This window comes from Teichococcus wenyumeiae (assembly GCF_003696345.1).
GTDB classification, from domain to species: domain Bacteria; phylum Pseudomonadota; class Alphaproteobacteria; order Acetobacterales; family Acetobacteraceae; genus Pseudoroseomonas; species Pseudoroseomonas wenyumeiae.
In genome coordinates this window covers 47,435-62,695 of the sequence record NZ_RFLX01000022.1, presented here as the reverse complement: position 1 = coordinate 62,695, position 15,261 = coordinate 47,435, and the positions used below count along the sequence as shown (strand labels likewise).

16 protein-coding genes and 1 pseudogene are annotated in these 15,261 nt (G+C 68.4%); 10 read left to right on the top strand and 7 right to left on the bottom strand.

The annotated features are described in order from the left end of the window. The 5 genes and pseudogenes from EBE87_RS21315 to EBE87_RS21295 all read left to right on the top strand — a co-directional run. Nucleotides 1-117: pseudogene (locus tag EBE87_RS21315) on the top strand (S-(hydroxymethyl)glutathione dehydrogenase); the annotation flags it as partial. A 29-nt stretch (nucleotides 118-146) separates the two neighbouring features. Continuing rightward, entirely contained in the window at nucleotides 147-1,847 is a 1,701-nt protein-coding gene (locus tag EBE87_RS21310) for an NAD(P)H-dependent oxidoreductase subunit E (RefSeq protein ID WP_233553198.1), read from the top strand. Beyond that, nucleotides 1,844-4,618: a formate dehydrogenase subunit alpha gene (gene fdhF, locus EBE87_RS21305; RefSeq protein ID WP_120638345.1), complete on the top strand. Its 2,775-nt coding sequence runs from the start codon at nucleotides 1,844-1,846 to the stop codon at nucleotides 4,616-4,618. The genes EBE87_RS21310 and fdhF overlap by 4 nt, the downstream gene beginning before the upstream one ends. Further along, a complete protein-coding gene (pqqD, locus tag EBE87_RS21300; RefSeq protein WP_120638344.1) occupies nucleotides 4,615-4,896 on the top strand; it encodes a pyrroloquinoline quinone biosynthesis peptide chaperone PqqD in 282 nt (93 codons plus the stop codon). The genes fdhF and pqqD overlap by 4 nt, the downstream gene beginning before the upstream one ends. 110 nt (nucleotides 4,897-5,006) lie before the next feature. Continuing rightward, entirely contained in the window at nucleotides 5,007-5,372 is a 366-nt protein-coding gene (locus tag EBE87_RS21295) for a c-type cytochrome (RefSeq protein WP_120638349.1), read from the top strand. Nucleotides 5,373-5,479: 107 nt separating this feature from the next. Here the strand turns inward: EBE87_RS21295 and EBE87_RS21290 are convergent, their stop codons facing one another. Both EBE87_RS21290 and EBE87_RS21285 read right to left on the bottom strand, forming a co-directional pair. Then, the gene (locus EBE87_RS21290; RefSeq protein WP_120638343.1) at nucleotides 5,480-5,812 is read right to left on the bottom strand and encodes a hypothetical protein; all 333 of its coding nucleotides are present in this window, start codon (nucleotides 5,810-5,812) and stop codon (nucleotides 5,480-5,482) included. Continuing rightward, nucleotides 5,809-6,483 carry a hypothetical protein gene (locus EBE87_RS21285; RefSeq protein ID WP_120638342.1) on the bottom strand — a complete coding sequence of 225 codons (675 nt, stop codon included), beginning with the start codon at nucleotides 6,481-6,483 and terminating at the stop codon, nucleotides 5,809-5,811. Before EBE87_RS21285 ends, EBE87_RS21290 begins: the two co-directional genes overlap by 4 nt. A 172-nt stretch (nucleotides 6,484-6,655) precedes the next feature. Here EBE87_RS21285 and EBE87_RS21280 point away from each other — a divergent pair, with 172 nt between their 5' ends. From EBE87_RS21280 to EBE87_RS21260, 5 genes are all read left to right on the top strand, one after another. Beyond that, nucleotides 6,656-6,847, top strand: coding sequence for a hypothetical protein (locus tag EBE87_RS21280; protein ID WP_233553197.1), 192 nt, complete (start codon nucleotides 6,656-6,658; stop codon nucleotides 6,845-6,847). Nucleotides 6,848-7,106: 259 nt separating this feature from the next. Then, a complete protein-coding gene (locus EBE87_RS21275) occupies nucleotides 7,107-8,891 on the top strand; it encodes a methanol/ethanol family PQQ-dependent dehydrogenase (RefSeq protein ID WP_120638340.1) in 1,785 nt (594 codons plus the stop codon). Nucleotides 8,892-8,966: 75 nt separating this feature from the next. Continuing rightward, entirely contained in the window at nucleotides 8,967-9,410 is a 444-nt protein-coding gene (locus tag EBE87_RS21270; RefSeq protein WP_199707357.1) for a c-type cytochrome, read from the top strand. Further along, a complete protein-coding gene (locus tag EBE87_RS29845) occupies nucleotides 9,407-10,237 on the top strand; it encodes a substrate-binding domain-containing protein (protein WP_147426055.1) in 831 nt (276 codons plus the stop codon). The genes EBE87_RS21270 and EBE87_RS29845 overlap by 4 nt, the downstream gene beginning before the upstream one ends. After that, nucleotides 10,234-10,779 (top strand): rhodanese-like domain-containing protein, encoded by a 546-nt coding sequence (locus tag EBE87_RS21260; RefSeq protein WP_233553196.1) that lies wholly within the window; start codon nucleotides 10,234-10,236, stop codon nucleotides 10,777-10,779. Before EBE87_RS29845 ends, EBE87_RS21260 begins: the two co-directional genes overlap by 4 nt. A 6-nt stretch (nucleotides 10,780-10,785) precedes the next feature. On the opposite strand, the gene EBE87_RS21255 is transcribed toward EBE87_RS21260, so the two are convergent. The 5 genes from EBE87_RS21255 to EBE87_RS21235 form a co-directional block, all read right to left on the bottom strand. Beyond that, the gene (locus tag EBE87_RS21255; protein ID WP_147426054.1) at nucleotides 10,786-11,451 is read right to left on the bottom strand and encodes a hypothetical protein; all 666 of its coding nucleotides are present in this window, start codon (nucleotides 11,449-11,451) and stop codon (nucleotides 10,786-10,788) included. Beyond that, nucleotides 11,448-12,269: an ABC transporter permease gene (locus EBE87_RS21250; RefSeq protein WP_120638335.1), complete on the bottom strand. Its 822-nt coding sequence runs from the start codon at nucleotides 12,267-12,269 to the stop codon at nucleotides 11,448-11,450. Before EBE87_RS21250 ends, EBE87_RS21255 begins: the two co-directional genes overlap by 4 nt. Further along, the gene (locus tag EBE87_RS21245; RefSeq protein WP_120638348.1) at nucleotides 12,266-13,006 is read right to left on the bottom strand and encodes an ABC transporter ATP-binding protein; all 741 of its coding nucleotides are present in this window, start codon (nucleotides 13,004-13,006) and stop codon (nucleotides 12,266-12,268) included. Before EBE87_RS21245 ends, EBE87_RS21250 begins: the two co-directional genes overlap by 4 nt. A 62-nt stretch (nucleotides 13,007-13,068) precedes the next feature. Next, on the bottom strand, nucleotides 13,069-14,046 hold the full coding sequence (locus tag EBE87_RS21240; protein WP_120638334.1) for a PQQ-dependent catabolism-associated beta-propeller protein: 978 nt from the start codon (nucleotides 14,044-14,046) through the stop codon (nucleotides 13,069-13,071). After that, nucleotides 14,031-15,221, bottom strand: coding sequence for an ABC transporter substrate-binding protein (locus EBE87_RS21235; protein WP_233553195.1), 1,191 nt, complete (start codon nucleotides 15,219-15,221; stop codon nucleotides 14,031-14,033). The genes EBE87_RS21240 and EBE87_RS21235 overlap by 16 nt, the downstream gene beginning before the upstream one ends. Nucleotides 15,222-15,261 lie beyond the last annotated feature (40 nt).

Genomic DNA, 15,261 nt, shown 5'->3' with positions numbered 1-15,261 from the left:
GAGGGCAAGATCAACATCGATGACCTGATCACCCACACCATGCCGCTCGAGCAGATCAACGAGGGCTTCGACCTCATGACCCGGGGCGAGAGCATCCGTGGCGTCGTGATCTACTGACGGTGAGTTCGGCGAAGATGGGAGAGGCTGTGACAGGACCCCTGCGGCGACCAGAGCATCCTGGCTCCGGCCGGCGGCAGGCGCGTGTCCTGCCCAGAGGGCGTCAGGCCGGGCACGAGGCGCGGGAGGCCATCGAGGAACTGCTGGGCGACAGCCCAAGGCGGCGCGACCTGCTGATCGAGCATCTGCACCGCATCCAGGACCGGCATGGCCAGATCCCGGCCGAGCTGCTGGCGGCGCTGGCTGAGGCGATGCGGCTTTCCTATGCCGAGGTCTATGAGGTCGCCACCTTCTATGCCCATTTCGATGTGGTGAAGGAGGATGAGCCGGCCTTGCCGCCCCTGGCGGTGCGGGTCTGCGATAGCCTGACCTGTGCCATGCACGGTTCTGCGGCGCTGCACGAGGCTCTGGCCAGTCAGGCAATGCCGGAGATGCGGGTGGTGCGCGCGCCCTGCCTCGGCCTTTGCGACCAGGCCCCGGTGGTCGAGGTCGGCCACCACTTCCTGCACCGTGCCACGCCGGCGGTGGTGCTGGAGGCGGTCAGCCAGGGCGATACCCAGCCGCACATGGCCGATTATGTCGATCTGGACCGTTATCGCGCGGCCGGCGGGTATCAATTGCTCGGGCGCCTGCGCAGCGGCGAGTTGGATGTCGAGGCGGTGATGGCCGCCCTGGAACATGCCGGGCTGCGCGGCCTCGGCGGTGCCGGCTTCCCCACCGGGCGCAAATGGCGCGCGGTGCGTGGCCAGCCCGGGCCAAGGCTCATGGCGGTGAATGGCGACGAAGGGGAGCCCGGAACCTTCAAGGACCGCCATTACCTGAACACCGACCCGCACCGCTTCCTGGAAGGCACGCTGATCGCGGCGCATGTGGTGGAAGCGGAGGAGGTCTTCATCTACCTGCGCGACGAGTATCCCCTGGCGCGGGAGATTCTCAGCCACGAGATCGGCAGGCTGCCGCCAGGCGGCCCGGTGCTGCACCTGCGGCGCGGTGCCGGCGCCTATATCTGCGGCGAGGAATCGGCGCTGCTGGAAAGCCTGGAGGGCAAGCGCGGCCTGCCCCGGCACAAGCCGCCCTTTCCCTTCCAGCGCGGCCTCTTCGGCCGCCCGACGCTGATCAACAATGTCGAGACGCTCTACTGGGTGCGCGACATCCTGGAACGTGGCCCGGAATGGTGGGCCGGGCAGGGGCGGCACGGCGGCAAGGGGCTGCGCTCCTTTTCCGTCTCAGGCCGCGTGCGGCAGCCTGGCGTGAAGCTGGCGCCCGCCGGGATCACGCTGCGCGAGCTGCTGGCGGAGCATTGCGGCGGCATGGCGGAAGGCCATGAGCTGATGGCCTTCCTGCCGGGCGGTGCCTCAGGCGGCATCCTGCCGGCCGCCATGGCCGACCTGCCGCTGGATTTCGGCACGCTGGAGCCGCATGGCTGCTTCATCGGCTCGGCCGCCGTGATCGTGCTGTCCCAGGCCGATGACCTGCGCGCCGCCGCGTTGAACGTGATGCGCTTCTTCGAGGATGAAAGCTGCGGCCAGTGCACGCCCTGCCGCATCGGTACGCAGAAGGCGCGGCTGCTGATGGAGCGGCAGGAATGGGACCTGCCGCTGATGCGTGAACTGTCCGAGGTGATGCGCGAAGCCTCGATCTGCGGCCTCGGCCAGGCGGCGAGCAACCCCCTGCTCAGCCTCCTGCGCCATTTCCCGGAATTCGCCGCCGAGGAGGGGCACCCCGCATGAGCCAGGTCATCGCCTTCGAACTGGATGGCGCCATGGTCGAGGCCATGCCGGGCGAGACCCTCTGGGAAGCGGCGCACCGCCTCGGCACCGAGATCCCGCATCTCTGCCACAGGCCCGAGCCGGGCTACCGGCCCGACGGCAATTGCCGCGCCTGCATGGTGGAGATCGAGGGCGAGCGTGTCCTCGCCCCCTCCTGCATGCGCCAACCGACACCCGGGATGAAGGTGCGCAGCGCCAGCGAGCGTGCCGGGCGCGCCCGCCGGCTGGTGATGGAACTGCTGCTGGCCGACCAGCCGGCGCGCGAGGCCTCGCCCGACCCGAGCTCCCGCCTCTGGGACTGGGCCGACCGGATGGAGGTGACGGAGAGCCGCTTCCCCGCCCTGCCGCGCTGGGCGCCGGATGCCAGCCACCCGGCGATGCGCGTCAATCTGGATGCCTGCATCCAGTGCAACCTCTGCGTCCGCGCCTGCCGTGATGTGCAGGCCAATGACGTGATCGGCATGGCCAACCGCAATGCCGCCGCCAAGGTGGTCTTCGATTTCGACGACCCGATGGGCGCCTCCACCTGCGTCGCCTGCGGCGAATGCGTGCAGGCCTGCCCGACCGGCGCCCTGATGCCGGCCGCCTATCTCGATGCGCGGCAGGTGCGGACGGTCTGGCCCGACCGCAGCGTGGATTCGCTCTGCCCCTATTGCGGCGTCGGCTGCCAGGTCACCTACCAAGTGAAGGACGACCGCATCGTCTATGCCGAGGGGCGCGACGGCCCGGCCAACCACAACCGGCTCTGCGTAAAAGGCCGCTTCGGCTTCGACTACGCGCAACACCCGCACCGGCTGACCAGGCCCTTGATCCGCCGGGCGGATGTCCCCAAGCGGGCAGAGGACCAGGTGGACCCCGCCAATCCCTGGACCCACTTCCGCGAGGCGAGCTGGGAGGAGGCGCTGGACCTCGCCGCGACCGGGCTGCGCCGGCTGCGCGACACGCAGGGGCCGAAGGCGCTGGCCGGCTTCGGCTCGGCCAAGGGTTCCAATGAGGAGGCCTATCTGTTCCAGAAGCTGGTCCGCACCGGCTTCGGCAGCAACAATGTCGATCACTGCACGCGGCTCTGCCACGCCTCCTCCGTCGCGGCGCTGATGGAGGGGCTGAACTCGGCGGCGGTGACGGCGCCCTTCGCCGCCGCGCTGGAGGCTGAGGTGATCGTGGTGATCGGCGCCAACCCGACGGTGAACCACCCGGTGGCCGCCACCTTCATCAAAAACGCGGTGAAGCAGCGGGGTGCCAAGCTGGTGGTGATGGACCCGCGCCGGCAGCAACTCTCGCGCCATGCGGCGCATCATCTGGCCTTCCGCCCGGGCAGCGACGTCGCGCTGCTGAACGCGCTGCTGCACACTATCATCGAGGAGGAGCTGTTCGACCGGCAGTATGTCGATGCCCATACCGAAGGCTTCGCCGAGCTGCGCGCGCGCATCCGCGACTTCGCGCCGGAGCGGATGGAGGCGGTCTGCGGCATCCCGGCCGCGACACTGCGCGAGGTGGCGCGGCTCTATGCCCGCGCGCGCAGCGCGATCATCTTCTGGGGCATGGGCATCAGCCAGCATGTGCATGGCACCGACAATGCCCGCTGCCTGATCGCGCTGGCCCTGATCACCGGCCAGATCGGCCGGCCCGGCACGGGGCTGCACCCGCTGCGCGGGCAGAACAACGTGCAAGGCGCCTCCGATGCCGGGCTGATCCCGATGGTGCTGCCGGATTACCAACCCGTGGCGCGACCGGACATCCGCACCGCCTTCGAGCGTTTCTGGGGCGCGACGCTGGACCCCGAGCCGGGGCTGACGGTGGTCGAGATCATGAATGCCATCCATGCCGGCACCATCCGCGGCATGTATATCGAGGGCGAGAACCCCGCCATGTCCGACCCGGACCTGCAGCATGCGCGCGAGGCCCTGGCGAAGCTCGACCATCTCGTGGTGCAGGACCTCTTCCTGACCGAGACCGCCTTCCATGCGGATGTCGTACTGCCCGCCTCGGCTTTCGCGGAAAAGACCGGCAGCTTCACCAATACCGACCGCCGCGTGCAGCTGGCCCGCCCGGTGGTGCCACTGCCGGGGGAGACGCGGCAGGATTGGTGGATCATCCAGGAGATGGCGCGGCGCCTCGGCCTCGGCTGGGATTATGCGGGGCCGGCGGCGATCTTCGCCGAGATGGCGCAGGTGATGCCCTCCTTCGCCAATATCACCTGGGAGCGGCTGGAGCGCGAAGGCGCGGTGACCTATCCCACCGATGCCGCCGACAGGCCGGGCAACGAGATCCTGTTCGCCACAGGCTTCCCAACCGTCAGCGGGCGCGCCCGCCTGGTTCCCGCGCGGGTCACCCCGCCGGACGAGGTGCCCGATGACGACTACCCCATGGTGCTCTCCACCGGCCGGGTGCTGGAGCATTGGCACACCGGGTCGATGACCCGGCGCTCGGACGTGCTGGACCTGTTGGAGCCGGAGGCCGTGGCGCTCCTCTCGCCGGCCGATCTGCGCCGACTGGAGCTTGCCGCCGGCGACCAGGTGCGGCTGGAAACGCGGCGCGGCACCGTCGACCTCAAGATCCGCGCGGATCGCGATGTCCCGGCGGGCATGGTCTTCTTGCCCTTCTGCTATGCCGAGGCGGCCGCCAACCTGCTGACCAACCCGGCACTCGACCCCTTTGGCAAGATCCCGGAGTTCAAGTTCTGCGCCGTGCGGGTCAGCCGCCCGGACGCCGCGCTCCAGGCCATGCCGTGACGGTGCTGGGGCCGGAGAGCCGGCTTTGTCTTGGGCGGGGGGCGAGGCTGCGGCACGACACCGCGCGCGACCGCTGGGTGGTTCTGGCGCCAGAGCGCATGTTCATCCCGGACCCCACGGCGCTGGAGGTGTTGCGCCTGATCGATGGCACCCGCAGCGTGGCGCAGATCGCGGAGGAACTCGCCGCCCGCTACGCCGCGCCGCAGGCCGTCATCGAGGCCGATATCCTGCCGTTGCTGCAGGAACTCTCGGACAAGGGCGTCGTCGTGCCGGCATGATGGTGCATGCGCCACATGGGACGGCGTGGCATCGCCAGGACTGCGGCTGGGCGTTTAGAAGAAGAAGGGAGAATAACCGGATGCGGAGCAAGCGGGGCTTTTCTGGGCTGATGATGCTGGCCGTCCTGTTGACGGCGCTTCCTCCGGCCATGGCGCAGGAGGTGCCGGCCGGAAATGCAGAGGCGGGCCAGGCCATCTACAACCGCCAGTGCATGGTCTGCCATTCCGTGCAGGCCGGACAGAACAAGGTTGGCCCGAGCCTGGCCGGCGTTTTCGGCCGGCACGCAGCAGAAGCGCCGAAGTTCAACTACTCCCCGGCTCTGAAGGAGGCGAACAAGACCTGGGACGCCGCGACGCTCGACAGCTACCTCGCGGACCCGCGGGGTTATATCCCAGGCGCGCGCATGATCTATGCCGGCCTCAAGGATACGCAGCAGCGGGCCGATGTGATCGCCTATCTCGGCACCCTGAAATAGAAGAGGGAGAGGACTTCCCTCGCATCTGCCCATGAGCGCCGGTGCCCGGGCGGCGTCTTCATGGCCGCCTGCGCATTCCTGCGAGAGCAGTCTCCCGGCAGCCACGGCTAGAAGCAGCGGAGCGTCGCTTCGGCCTGCGCCTGCCGCAACGCCTCCACGGCACGGCGGATTTCCGGTGGGTCGCGGAACATGGCGCCCCGCTCGCCCAGTGGGACTGCCTGCATGCGGAGAGCCGTTTCAGCTTCCTCATAGCGGGAGAAGGGGAGCTGCTCCGCGATGGCATCGATCGCGCAGGCACATTTCTCTAGCGCCAGCCGGGTGTTGCCATTTGAGGCCATGCAGCCCAGCACATAATCGGCCCTGACGGCTGTCGGATAGTCATGGGCCCAGGCGGCCACCGGCAGCAGAAGGGCCGCGAGCAGGATGCGCCCGGCGGTCATGGCGCGCGCGCGCCTTCGAAGGTGATGCTTTCCGTCACCGCCGGCCCATCGGGGCCGGCCAGGACCGTGCTCCGCATGTCGATGATTCCGCCAGGAACAGCATCGGACAGGGTGAAAACATAGCGCAGGGTCTGGAAGCGGCCTGCACGCCGCTCATTCTCGAATGGCGTCAGCTCGACCATGGTTGCCTGAACAGGCGCCTGCTGGCCGGCGGCGGGCACCTGACCGTGCCTCAACGTGGCCTTCTCTAGCAGAGCGGCCCGGAAGCGCCCACGGAACCAGTTCACCGATCCTCCTGTGGCTGCCGACAACTCCCGTGTGTCGCGATCCAGCGCGAAAAGCAGCAAGGGATTGCCCAGGAAGCCCATGGCGGGAGGATAATGGATGCGCCGTTCTCCGGTCAGGAACTCCGGGTAGACATCATGGCGGCCATTCTCCTCGACACGCCGCACATCCAGAGTGATGCGGTCCGTCACCGCGGGGTGTCCCTCCTCCTCACGGCGGAAGGCGTAGTCGAGCTTCAGCGGTGCCAGTATGCCGGCCAGGTGCGGTGTTTCAAACAAGGCTACCTGCGCCGAGCTCAGTGGCGGCGGCTTTTCCTCCGCACCCGCCGCCGCCGGTGCCAGCAACACTCCCAGCAGCATGGTCGTCCGGCGGGTGATTTGCACCATGATGTGTTCCTCCCGTTGCTGCGCCCGGACTCCGCATCAGCCTCCCGCGCATTATTCTTGTAAAGGGTTTTCCGGGCCGTATGCACAATATGACGCCGCGCCGCCGTCATCCTGCCCGGTCGCGGCCAGTCCAAGCGCATTCCATCAGAGTGGGGCGATAATGATCGAATTGGTGCTCACCGTGTGCCTGTTGTCCTCCCCGACCGCCTGCCGGGAGGAATGGCCGGAATTCGCCGGAGAATCCCTGATAGCCTGCATGACGCAGGCGCAGTTCCGGGCGGCCAGATGGGCCGAGCAGCACCCGGCCTACCGCATCGCAAAATGGCGCTGCCAGCCAGCCCAGGCGCGGCAGACGCCGATCTGATCCGGCAGACATCGTTGCTGCAGCGCGGAAAATGGGAGCGCAGGCCTGGAATCGGACCAAGACGCAGCCGCAAAGCCCAAGGCCCCAATTTATACTTGCCGCTTTCCTGAAAAGGGAAATACCATTCCATCGGGCGAACAAACCCCTGCTCCACCTGCAGGTGACCATGCCACCTGTCGCAGAGCGGCCATTGCCCAAACCACCAAGAAGAATCGCCGGGCGGCGTTTGCTGGTGACCGGCACACATGGAAGGGCGGTCATGTTCAGGAAATTCGCTGTCTCCACAGCGTTGCTTGGGCTCTGCATCGGCAGCGCCAGTGCCAACGAGGAGTTGCTCAGGCTCCAGCGTGATCCCAACCAATGGGTCATGCCGACAGGCAACTACGCCAATCATCGCTACAGCGAACTCAATCAGGTCACCCGCGACAACGTAGGAAAGCTGCAGGCAAGCTGGAGCTTCTCCACGGGCGTGTTGCGCGGGCATGAGGGCGGGCCTCTCGTCCTGGGCGACGTGATGTATATCCACTCGCCCTTTCCCAACCGCGTCTTCGCTCTCGACCTCAAGGACCCGGGGCGCATCATCTGGCGCTACGAGCCCACGCAGGACCCGAGCGTCATTGCCGTGATGTGCTGCGACACCGTCAACCGCGGCGTCGCCTATGGCGATGGCAAGATCATCCTGGCCCAGGCCGATGCGAAGCTGGTGGCGCTGGATGCCAAGACCGGCAACGTGGCCTGGAGTGTCAGCAACGGCGATGCTGGCAAAGGGGAGACCATGACCGCCGCGCCGATGGTGTTCGGCGACAAGGTCCTGGTGGGGATCAGCGGCGGCGAGTTCGGCGTACGCGGCCACATCACGGCCTACAACCTCCGCGACGGCTCCATGGCCTGGCGCGGCTACTCGGTGGGCCCGGACAATGAAATCCTGGTCGACCCGCAGAAGACCACGCATCTGGGCAAGCCCGTCGGCCCCAACAGCTCGCTGCAAACCTGGGAAGGCGACCAGTGGAAGATCGGCGGCGGCACGACCTGGGGCTGGTTTTCCTATGATCCCGAGCTGAACCTTGTCTACTACGGCACCGGCAACCCCGGCACCTGGAACCCTGTGCAGCGGCCCGGCGACAACCGCTGGTCGATGACCATCTTCGCCCGTGATGCCAATACCGGGCAGGCCCGCTGGGTCTATCAGATGACCCCGCATGACGAATGGGACTATGACGGCGTCAATGAGATGATCCTTGCGGACATCACGGTCCGTGGCCGCCCGGTCAAGGCGCTGGTGCATTTCGACCGCAACGGCTTCGCCTATACCCTGAACCGTGAGAACGGCGAGCTGCTGGTGGCCGAGAAATTCGACCCCGCGGTGAACTGGGCAACCAAGGTCGACATGGAGACGGGCCGGCCGCAGGTGGTGCGGGAATTCTCGACCCGGCAGGGCGGCGAGGATCAGAACACGCAGAACATCTGCCCGGCCGCGCTCGGCACCAAGGACCAGCAGCCTGCGGCCTTCTCGCCGCGCACCAACATGTTCTATGTGCCGACCAATCACGTCTGCATGGATTACGAGCCGTTCCGCGTGTCCTATACCGCGGGCCAGCCCTTCATCGGCGCGACCCTGTCGATGTTCCCGCCGAAGGGCTCGGACAACATGGGCAACTTCATTGCCTGGGACGCCAGCGCCGGCAAGATCGCCTGGTCCAAGCCGGAGCGCTTCTCCGTCTGGTCGGGTGCCCTGGCGACCGCCGGCGATGTCGTCTTCTATGGCACGCTGGACGGCTACCTGAAGGCCGTGGACCCGCGTGACGGGAAGGAGTTGTTCAGCTACCGCACCCCGTCCGGCATCATCGGCAACATCAACACCTATACCCACAATGGCAAGCAATACATCGCCGTGCTGTCCGGGGTCGGTGGCTGGGCCGGCATCGGCATGGCGGCGGGCCTGCAGGGCGATACGGAAGGCCTCGGCGCGGTCGGTGCCTACAAGTCCCTGGCCAACTACACGCAGCTTGGCGGGGTGCTGACAGTCTTCGCGCTGCCGAACTGACACACAGGCCCCCAGGCGCCTGAGAACTGCACGGGCCGGCTGCCCCAGAGCCGGCCCTTTCTGCTCTGGAACCGGATGGAGACGTCACGCATGAGGATCTTACGAGCGGTCGTCGCAGCAGGTTGCTGCGCCGTCAGCCTGTCCGCTGCCGCACAGCAACCCGCCGCAGCGCCTCAGGAGGCGCCCTACAAGATCGAGGGCGGCCGCGTGGATCAAGGCACCTATAATGGCTACCGCCGCTACGGCAATTCCTGCGAACGGTGCCACGGCCAGGACGGCGCCGGCAGCAGCTTCGCACCCAGCCTCGTCGAGTCACTGAAGCACCTGACGCATGAGCAGTTCACTGAAGTGGTCATCAACGGCCGGCAGAACGTGACCACGTCGCAGCAGAACGTCATGCCTCCCTTCGGGCAGGTCGAGGACGTGGTCCTTTATATCGAAGATATCTATGGCTACCTCAAGGCACGCTCCGATGGCGCCCTCGGCCGGGGCCGGCCGCAGCGGGTGGCCAATCAGTGACACGGACTGGCCTCTGGCTCAGCCTGTGCGCGCTGGTCGGCGGGCTCCAGTCCATGGCGGCCCTTGCCCAGACAGGGGAACTCGTGCCGCAGGAGGAACTCCGCGTCTGCGCCGATCCCGCGAACCTGCCCTTCTCCAATGAAAAGGGCGAGGGGTTCGAGAACCGCATCGCCCAGATCATGGGCGATACGCTGGGCCTGCCCGTGCGCACCATCTTCTTTCCGCAGGTGCAGGGTTTCGTCCGCAACACCCTGGGGCTGCGCCGCTGCGACCTTGTGATGGGCACGGTGGCCAGCGACGAGGTGATGCAGAACACCAACCCTTATTACCACACCACCTACGTCGCCGTGTTCCGCAACGACAGCCCTGCCCCGCCGGAGGATTTCGCGGACCCGGCGCAACGTGCCCTGCGCTTCGGGGTCGTTGCGCGCACACCGCCGGTCGACCTCCTGGCGAGGGCCGGGCTGCTGGATCGCACCCGCTCCTATGCCCTGGTTGTCGATACGCGCGTGGAGGCACCGGCGGCGCAGATGCTACGCGACCTGGCCGCGGGCGAGATCGATGTGGCGCTGGTCTGGGGTCCGATCGCCGGCTACCAGATCCACGTGCAGCATCTGCCGCTGACCATGCGGGCCCTGCCCAGCGCCCCGGGCGCCGCGCGTATGGACTACCGCATCACAATGGGGGTGCGTGCGAACGAGCCGCAATGGCGCCGCCGCGTCAATGCCGCCATCCGGGACCGGCAGGCCGAGATCACAGCGGTGTTGCGCGACTTCGGCGTGCCGCTGCTCGATGCCAGCGGGCGCATCAGCACGACCACGCCGTGAGATACACGGCCTGTGCCCTGCTGCTCGCCCTGGCCGTGCCGGCGGCAGCGGCGGCCGAGGTCGTGGTGCCCGATGGCTACCGCATGGGCGATTACCGCGCGCCAACGCCGCCTGCGGCCCCCGGCGCCACTACGCTGGATACCGCGGCGGCGGCGGCCTTGTGGCGCAGCGGCCGGGCGCATTGGTTCGATGTGCTGCCGGCCGCGCGCCGCCCGGAGGGCCTGCCGGCCGGGAGTCTGTGGCGACCGGCGCCGAGGCTCGGCATACCCGGCAGCATCTGGCTGCCAGAGGTGGGCCGGGGCCAGCTCTCGGCGGCGCAGGAAGCCTGGCTACGCGACACGGTCATGGCGGCGACCGGCGGTGACCGAGACAGCCCCCTCGTCTTCTACTGCCTGTCGGAATGCTGGATGAGCTGGAACGCCGCCCGCCGGCTGGCGGCATGGGGCTGGCGCGCCGTGTACTGGTACGCGGAGGGCAGCGATGGCTGGGAGGCCGCGGGCCTGCCCACGCAAGAGCTCCATCCGGCCCCTGGCGCGCCCTGACAGGCGTCAGGGCGGCGCGGGCAAGGCGGCTTCCAGCGCCCGCGCATAGGCGCCGAAGCGTGCCTCCAGCCGCACCGGCACCTCGCACATATAGCGCAGGGTGCGCTCGGCATCCTGGAAGGTCTTGGTGGCGAAGAAGACGCGCTGCTGCAGCTCGGCCTGCCGGGCCTTGGCATCGCCGGCCGTGTCCGGCTTCTCTGCTTCCGGGCCGGAGGCGTCGAGCTGCTCGGTCAGGTGCTGCACCGTGTCCGCCAATCCGCGCTGGCGGCGGGCGAAGGCGCCGATCCGCTCGATGATCTGCCCGCGCACCTGGTTGGTTTCCGCCAGGGTGCCGGACAGGACCAGCGGCAGCAACCGCCGACGCGCCTCGGCATCCAGCGGCGCCGCAAAGTCGCCGATCATCCGCAGGCCGGCCTCCTCCCGCACCGCGCTGGGCGTAATGCGGGTCACCAGGGCGGCGACATCGGGCACCTGCCGCCAGGCATCGCCCGGGGGCGGCACGGGCCCGGACCACACGCCGGCGGCGGTCAGGTTCGGCACCAGCCGCTGCACGCAGGGCCAGTCCGGGTCCGCCGCGTTCGCGGCGCGGGCGCCGGCGGCGGCCGATAGGGCCATGCCCAGCGCCAGCAGGGCCGGCAGGACGGTGGATCTCAGGCCAGGGAAGGTCATCATGCCACTGCCGGCGCGCCGCGGCGCGCAATGGCGCCATGCGCCGGGTCATAGGCCAGAACCGCCAGGCTCCCGAACAGCAGCAGCGCCCCGCCGACAACCGCAGCCGCGGTGACATCGAGGCGGCCATAGAGGGCGAAGCGGATCAGCTCCACCGCATGCGTGAAGGGATTGGCCTGGCAGATATACCAGAGGGTCAGGTTGGCTTCCTTGACGCGCCACAGCGGGTACAGCGCGGAAGAAGCGAAGAACATCGGAAAGATCACGAAGTTCATCACCCCGGCGAAGTTCTCCAGCTGCCGGATGCGCGCCGAGAGCAGCAGCCCCAGCGCGCCCAGCATCATACCGGACAGGATGAGCGCCGGCAGCACGGAGAGATAGCCCAGCGGCGGCGGCCGCACTTCCCAGAACCAGGCGATGGCGAGGAAGACATAGACTTGCAGCACGCCGACCAGCACGGCGGCCAGCAACCTGCAGCCCAGCAGCCACCAGCGCGGCAGCGGGCTGGTCAGCAGCATGCGCATGCTGCCCATCTCGCGGTCATAGACCATGGAGAGGCTGCTCTGCATGGACTGGAACAGCAGCACCATGGCGCAGAGCCCGGGCACCACATATTCCTCGTACATGACATAGGTCTCGTAGGGCGGGACGATCGAGACACCGAGCACGAAGCGGAAGCCCGAGGCAAAGATCATCAGCCAGACCAGCGGCCGCACCAGCGCCGAGAAGAAACGGCCGCGCTGCTGCACGAAGCGCAGGGCCTCGCGCCGCACGATGCCTTCCAGGCAGCGCAGGTAGCGCAGCATGCCGTGGCGGGTCATGGCCCGGCCTCCCTGGTCTCGCCGGTCAGGCGGGCAAAGGCCTCGCGCAATGTCCCGGCGCCGCCCGCCGCCAGGATCTCCGCCACCGTTCCGGCGGCACGCACGTGACCCTGATGCAGCACGACCACCCGCGCCGCCGCATCCACCTCGTCGATCAGATGCGTGGCCCAGAGCACCGCCAGTCCCTCCTCCTGGCATAATCGCCTGACATGGTCGAGCACGAAGGCGCGGCTGGCGGCATCCAGGCCCACGGTCGGCTCGTCCAGCAGCAGCAGGCGCGGCCGGGGCAGCAGGGCGCGGGCGATCTCCACCCGGCGCCGCTGCCCGCCCGAGAGGCCGCGTACCACCTCTTCCGCGCGGTGTGCGAGCTCGACCCGCGCCAGTTCCTCGCTGGTCCGCGCCCTGGCCTCCGCGCGGCCGAGGCCATGCAGCGCCGCACTATAGGCGAGGTTCTGGCGCAGGCTGAGGTCGGGGTCGAGCGTCGGCTGCTGGAACACCACGCCCAGTTGCGCGAGCGCGAGGCCCGGCTGGCGCCGCAGCTCAGCCCCGAAAATGCGGATGCTGCCCTGACGCGCGTCGAAAAGCCGCGTCAGCAGCGCGAAGAGCGTGCTCTTGCCGGCACCATTCGGGCCGAGCAGGACCGTGAACTCGCCCGGCATGACGCGCAGCGACACCTCATGCAGCACGCGCCGGGCGCCATAAGCATGCGACAGGCCGGAGACTTCCAGCGCCGGCATGGCCAGGGCGCTGCTGGAACTGGCATCCGGCTCCGGCCGGGTGGGCGGAGGCGTGGCGATGGTCATCGCCGCGCCACGATGCCCCAGGGCGAGCGGCCCACCGGCACCGAGCGCACCACCCGGCTGGAGGCGACATCGATCACCGAGATGTCGTTGCTGACGCCGTTGGTGGTGTAGATCCGCGAGCCGTCGGGGGAGAGGGCCAGGTTCCAGACCCGCTGCCCGACCAGCAGGTAGCGCTGCACCTGCAGGCTGCGCGCATCGACCATGGCGACGCGGTTGGCGGGGCCCAAGGCGACGTAAAGGGTGGCGCCATCCGCCGAGAAGACCATGCCCACCGGCTGCACCGCTTCCCGCGGCACGCCCGGCACCTGGAATTCCACCGTGCCGGCGATGGCATGGTTCGCCGCGTCGATCACGCTGATGGTGCCGCCGATCTCGGCCGAGACCCAGACCCGCTTCCCATCCGCCTGCCAGACCGCCGCGCGCGGGCGCGAGCCCACCATGACATTGGCGATGATCTCCAGGCTCTCGGTATCGATGAAATGCGCCATGTTGGTGGTTTCGGAGGTATTGACCAGGAAGCGGCCATCGGGGCTCAGCCCCATTCCCTCCGGCTCGACGCCCACCGGGATCTCGGTCAGCACGGCGCGCTGCTCCACATCGACCACGGTGACGAGGTTGTCGTCCTCATTGGCGACATACAGGCGGCGGCCATCGGGATGCACCGCCAGCAGCTCCGGGTCGGAACCGCTCGGCAGATGCTGCACCACGCGCCAGGAGTTCAGGTCGAGCACATCGATGCGGTCACTGTCGCCGACACAGACAAACAGGTAGCGGCCATCGGTCGAGAGGGCGATGCCGCGCGGCCTTTCGCCCACTGCTACCGTCCGCGTCACCTCCAACGTGGCGCCATCCAGCACCGTGATGCTGTTGTCCTTCTCGTTGGAGACCAGGATGGTTTCGGCGTGCAGGGGGAAGGCTAGCAGCAGCGGCAGGGCCAGGATGGCGCTGCGCCAGGAGGTCAGCGGAATCGGCATTTCGTCTCCGGCCTGTCTGTTCCGAGGGTGTCCAGTTCCGAGAACTGGTGCTGGAAGCCTGGCTGGGGCGAGACCGTAACCAGCGCATGCTCCTGCGCCAGCAGCACCGGCTGGCGCAGCTGTCCGTCCCAGTCCCGGAAGGACAGCGGCACGCCCTTGAAGCCGGCCAGCTCGAAGCCCGGCTCGCGGATGCGCGCCATCACGGCCTCCGGATCGGTGGAGCGGCTGCGCGTGGCGGCCTCACCAATGGTGCGCAGCGCCAGCCAGGAGGCATAGTCGTCCGGCAGCATCCAGCGCTGCGCGCGGGCGCGGAAGCGGCGCTGCAACTGCGTCGCGCCCCATTGCTCATGCGGGCGTGCCCAGCTCGTCGGCACCAGGCCCTGCGTCCCGGCCACCGGCCGGGGCTCCGTGGTGCGGTAGGCGATCTCGTCACCCCAGTCGCCGGCCTCGTCCGCCACCACGACCATGTCATGCGCGGGCATGCCCTGGGTGAAGCGCGCGACCTCGGCGGCGGCGCCGTAATGGCCGGTATCGACACGCCGCGCGCCGGGGTCAAAGGTCCAGGGCTTGTCGGCCACGATCCGCAGCTGGAACTTGCGCGCCGCGTTGCGGATGGCCTCGGCATAAAGCTTGTCATCCTCGGAAGGGCCGACCACCAGCACGATGTTGCGCCAGCGACGCGCTACCAGGAACTGCGCCAGCGCATCGGCCAGCATGGCGCGCGACGGCAGCATGTGCAGCACGCCGCGTCGGCAGCTTTCATTGCGCAGGGCGTCATCTGGCGCCCGCGTGTTGAACAGGGTCATGCCGCGCGCTTCCGGCATGTCGGCGACTTCCAGCAACTGTGCCGCCGGCAGATCGGCGACAACGAGCCGGATGCCGGCAGCCGCCAGCTCGCGCAGCGCCGGGGCAACGGCCTCCGGGTCGTTGACGCGCTTCTCCTGCAACTCGAAACGCTGCCCGGTGAAGCGGCCGGTGGTGGCGTTGTCGGCGATGCCGAGCCGCGCCCCCTGCACGCCCTCATCATCGGGCGGCGGGTCCAGGAAGCTATTGGGCATCTGATGCTTGATGGAGAGGCCAAGATAGCCGATCTGCAACGTGGCTTCCGCACCTGCCGCCGGCTGGGCGGCAAGCAGGGAGAGAAGCACCGCCGCGAGGGCGCGGACTGCCGGCAAGCCAGATCCTCCCCGTCCTTTGACCGTATGCCGCGTTCTG

Excerpts from the sequence above, each read along its gene's own strand:
- EBE87_RS21250 (WP_120638335.1), bottom strand. The coding sequence starts at position 12,269 with ATGACCCGCCACGGCATGCTGCGCTACCTGCGCTGCCTGGAAGGCATC.
- EBE87_RS21270 (WP_199707357.1), top strand. The coding sequence starts at position 8,967 with ATGGAGACGTCACGCATGAGGATCTTACGAGCGGTCGTCGCAGCAGGT.
- EBE87_RS21245 (WP_120638348.1), bottom strand. The coding sequence starts at position 13,006 with ATGCCGGCGCTGGAAGTCTCCGGCCTGTCGCATGCTTATGGCGCCCGG.
- fdhF (WP_120638345.1), top strand. The coding sequence starts at position 1,844 with ATGAGCCAGGTCATCGCCTTCGAACTGGATGGCGCCATGGTCGAGGCC.
- EBE87_RS21285 (WP_120638342.1), bottom strand. The coding sequence starts at position 6,483 with ATGGTGCAAATCACCCGCCGGACGACCATGCTGCTGGGAGTGTTGCTG.
- EBE87_RS21275 (WP_120638340.1), top strand. The coding sequence starts at position 7,107 with ATGTTCAGGAAATTCGCTGTCTCCACAGCGTTGCTTGGGCTCTGCATC.
- EBE87_RS21255 (WP_147426054.1), bottom strand. The coding sequence starts at position 11,451 with ATGATGACCTTCCCTGGCCTGAGATCCACCGTCCTGCCGGCCCTGCTG.
- EBE87_RS21240 (WP_120638334.1), bottom strand. The coding sequence starts at position 14,046 with ATGCCGATTCCGCTGACCTCCTGGCGCAGCGCCATCCTGGCCCTGCCG.
- EBE87_RS21295 (WP_120638349.1), top strand. The coding sequence starts at position 5,007 with ATGATGCTGGCCGTCCTGTTGACGGCGCTTCCTCCGGCCATGGCGCAG.
- EBE87_RS21290 (WP_120638343.1), bottom strand. The coding sequence starts at position 5,812 with ATGACCGCCGGGCGCATCCTGCTCGCGGCCCTTCTGCTGCCGGTGGCC.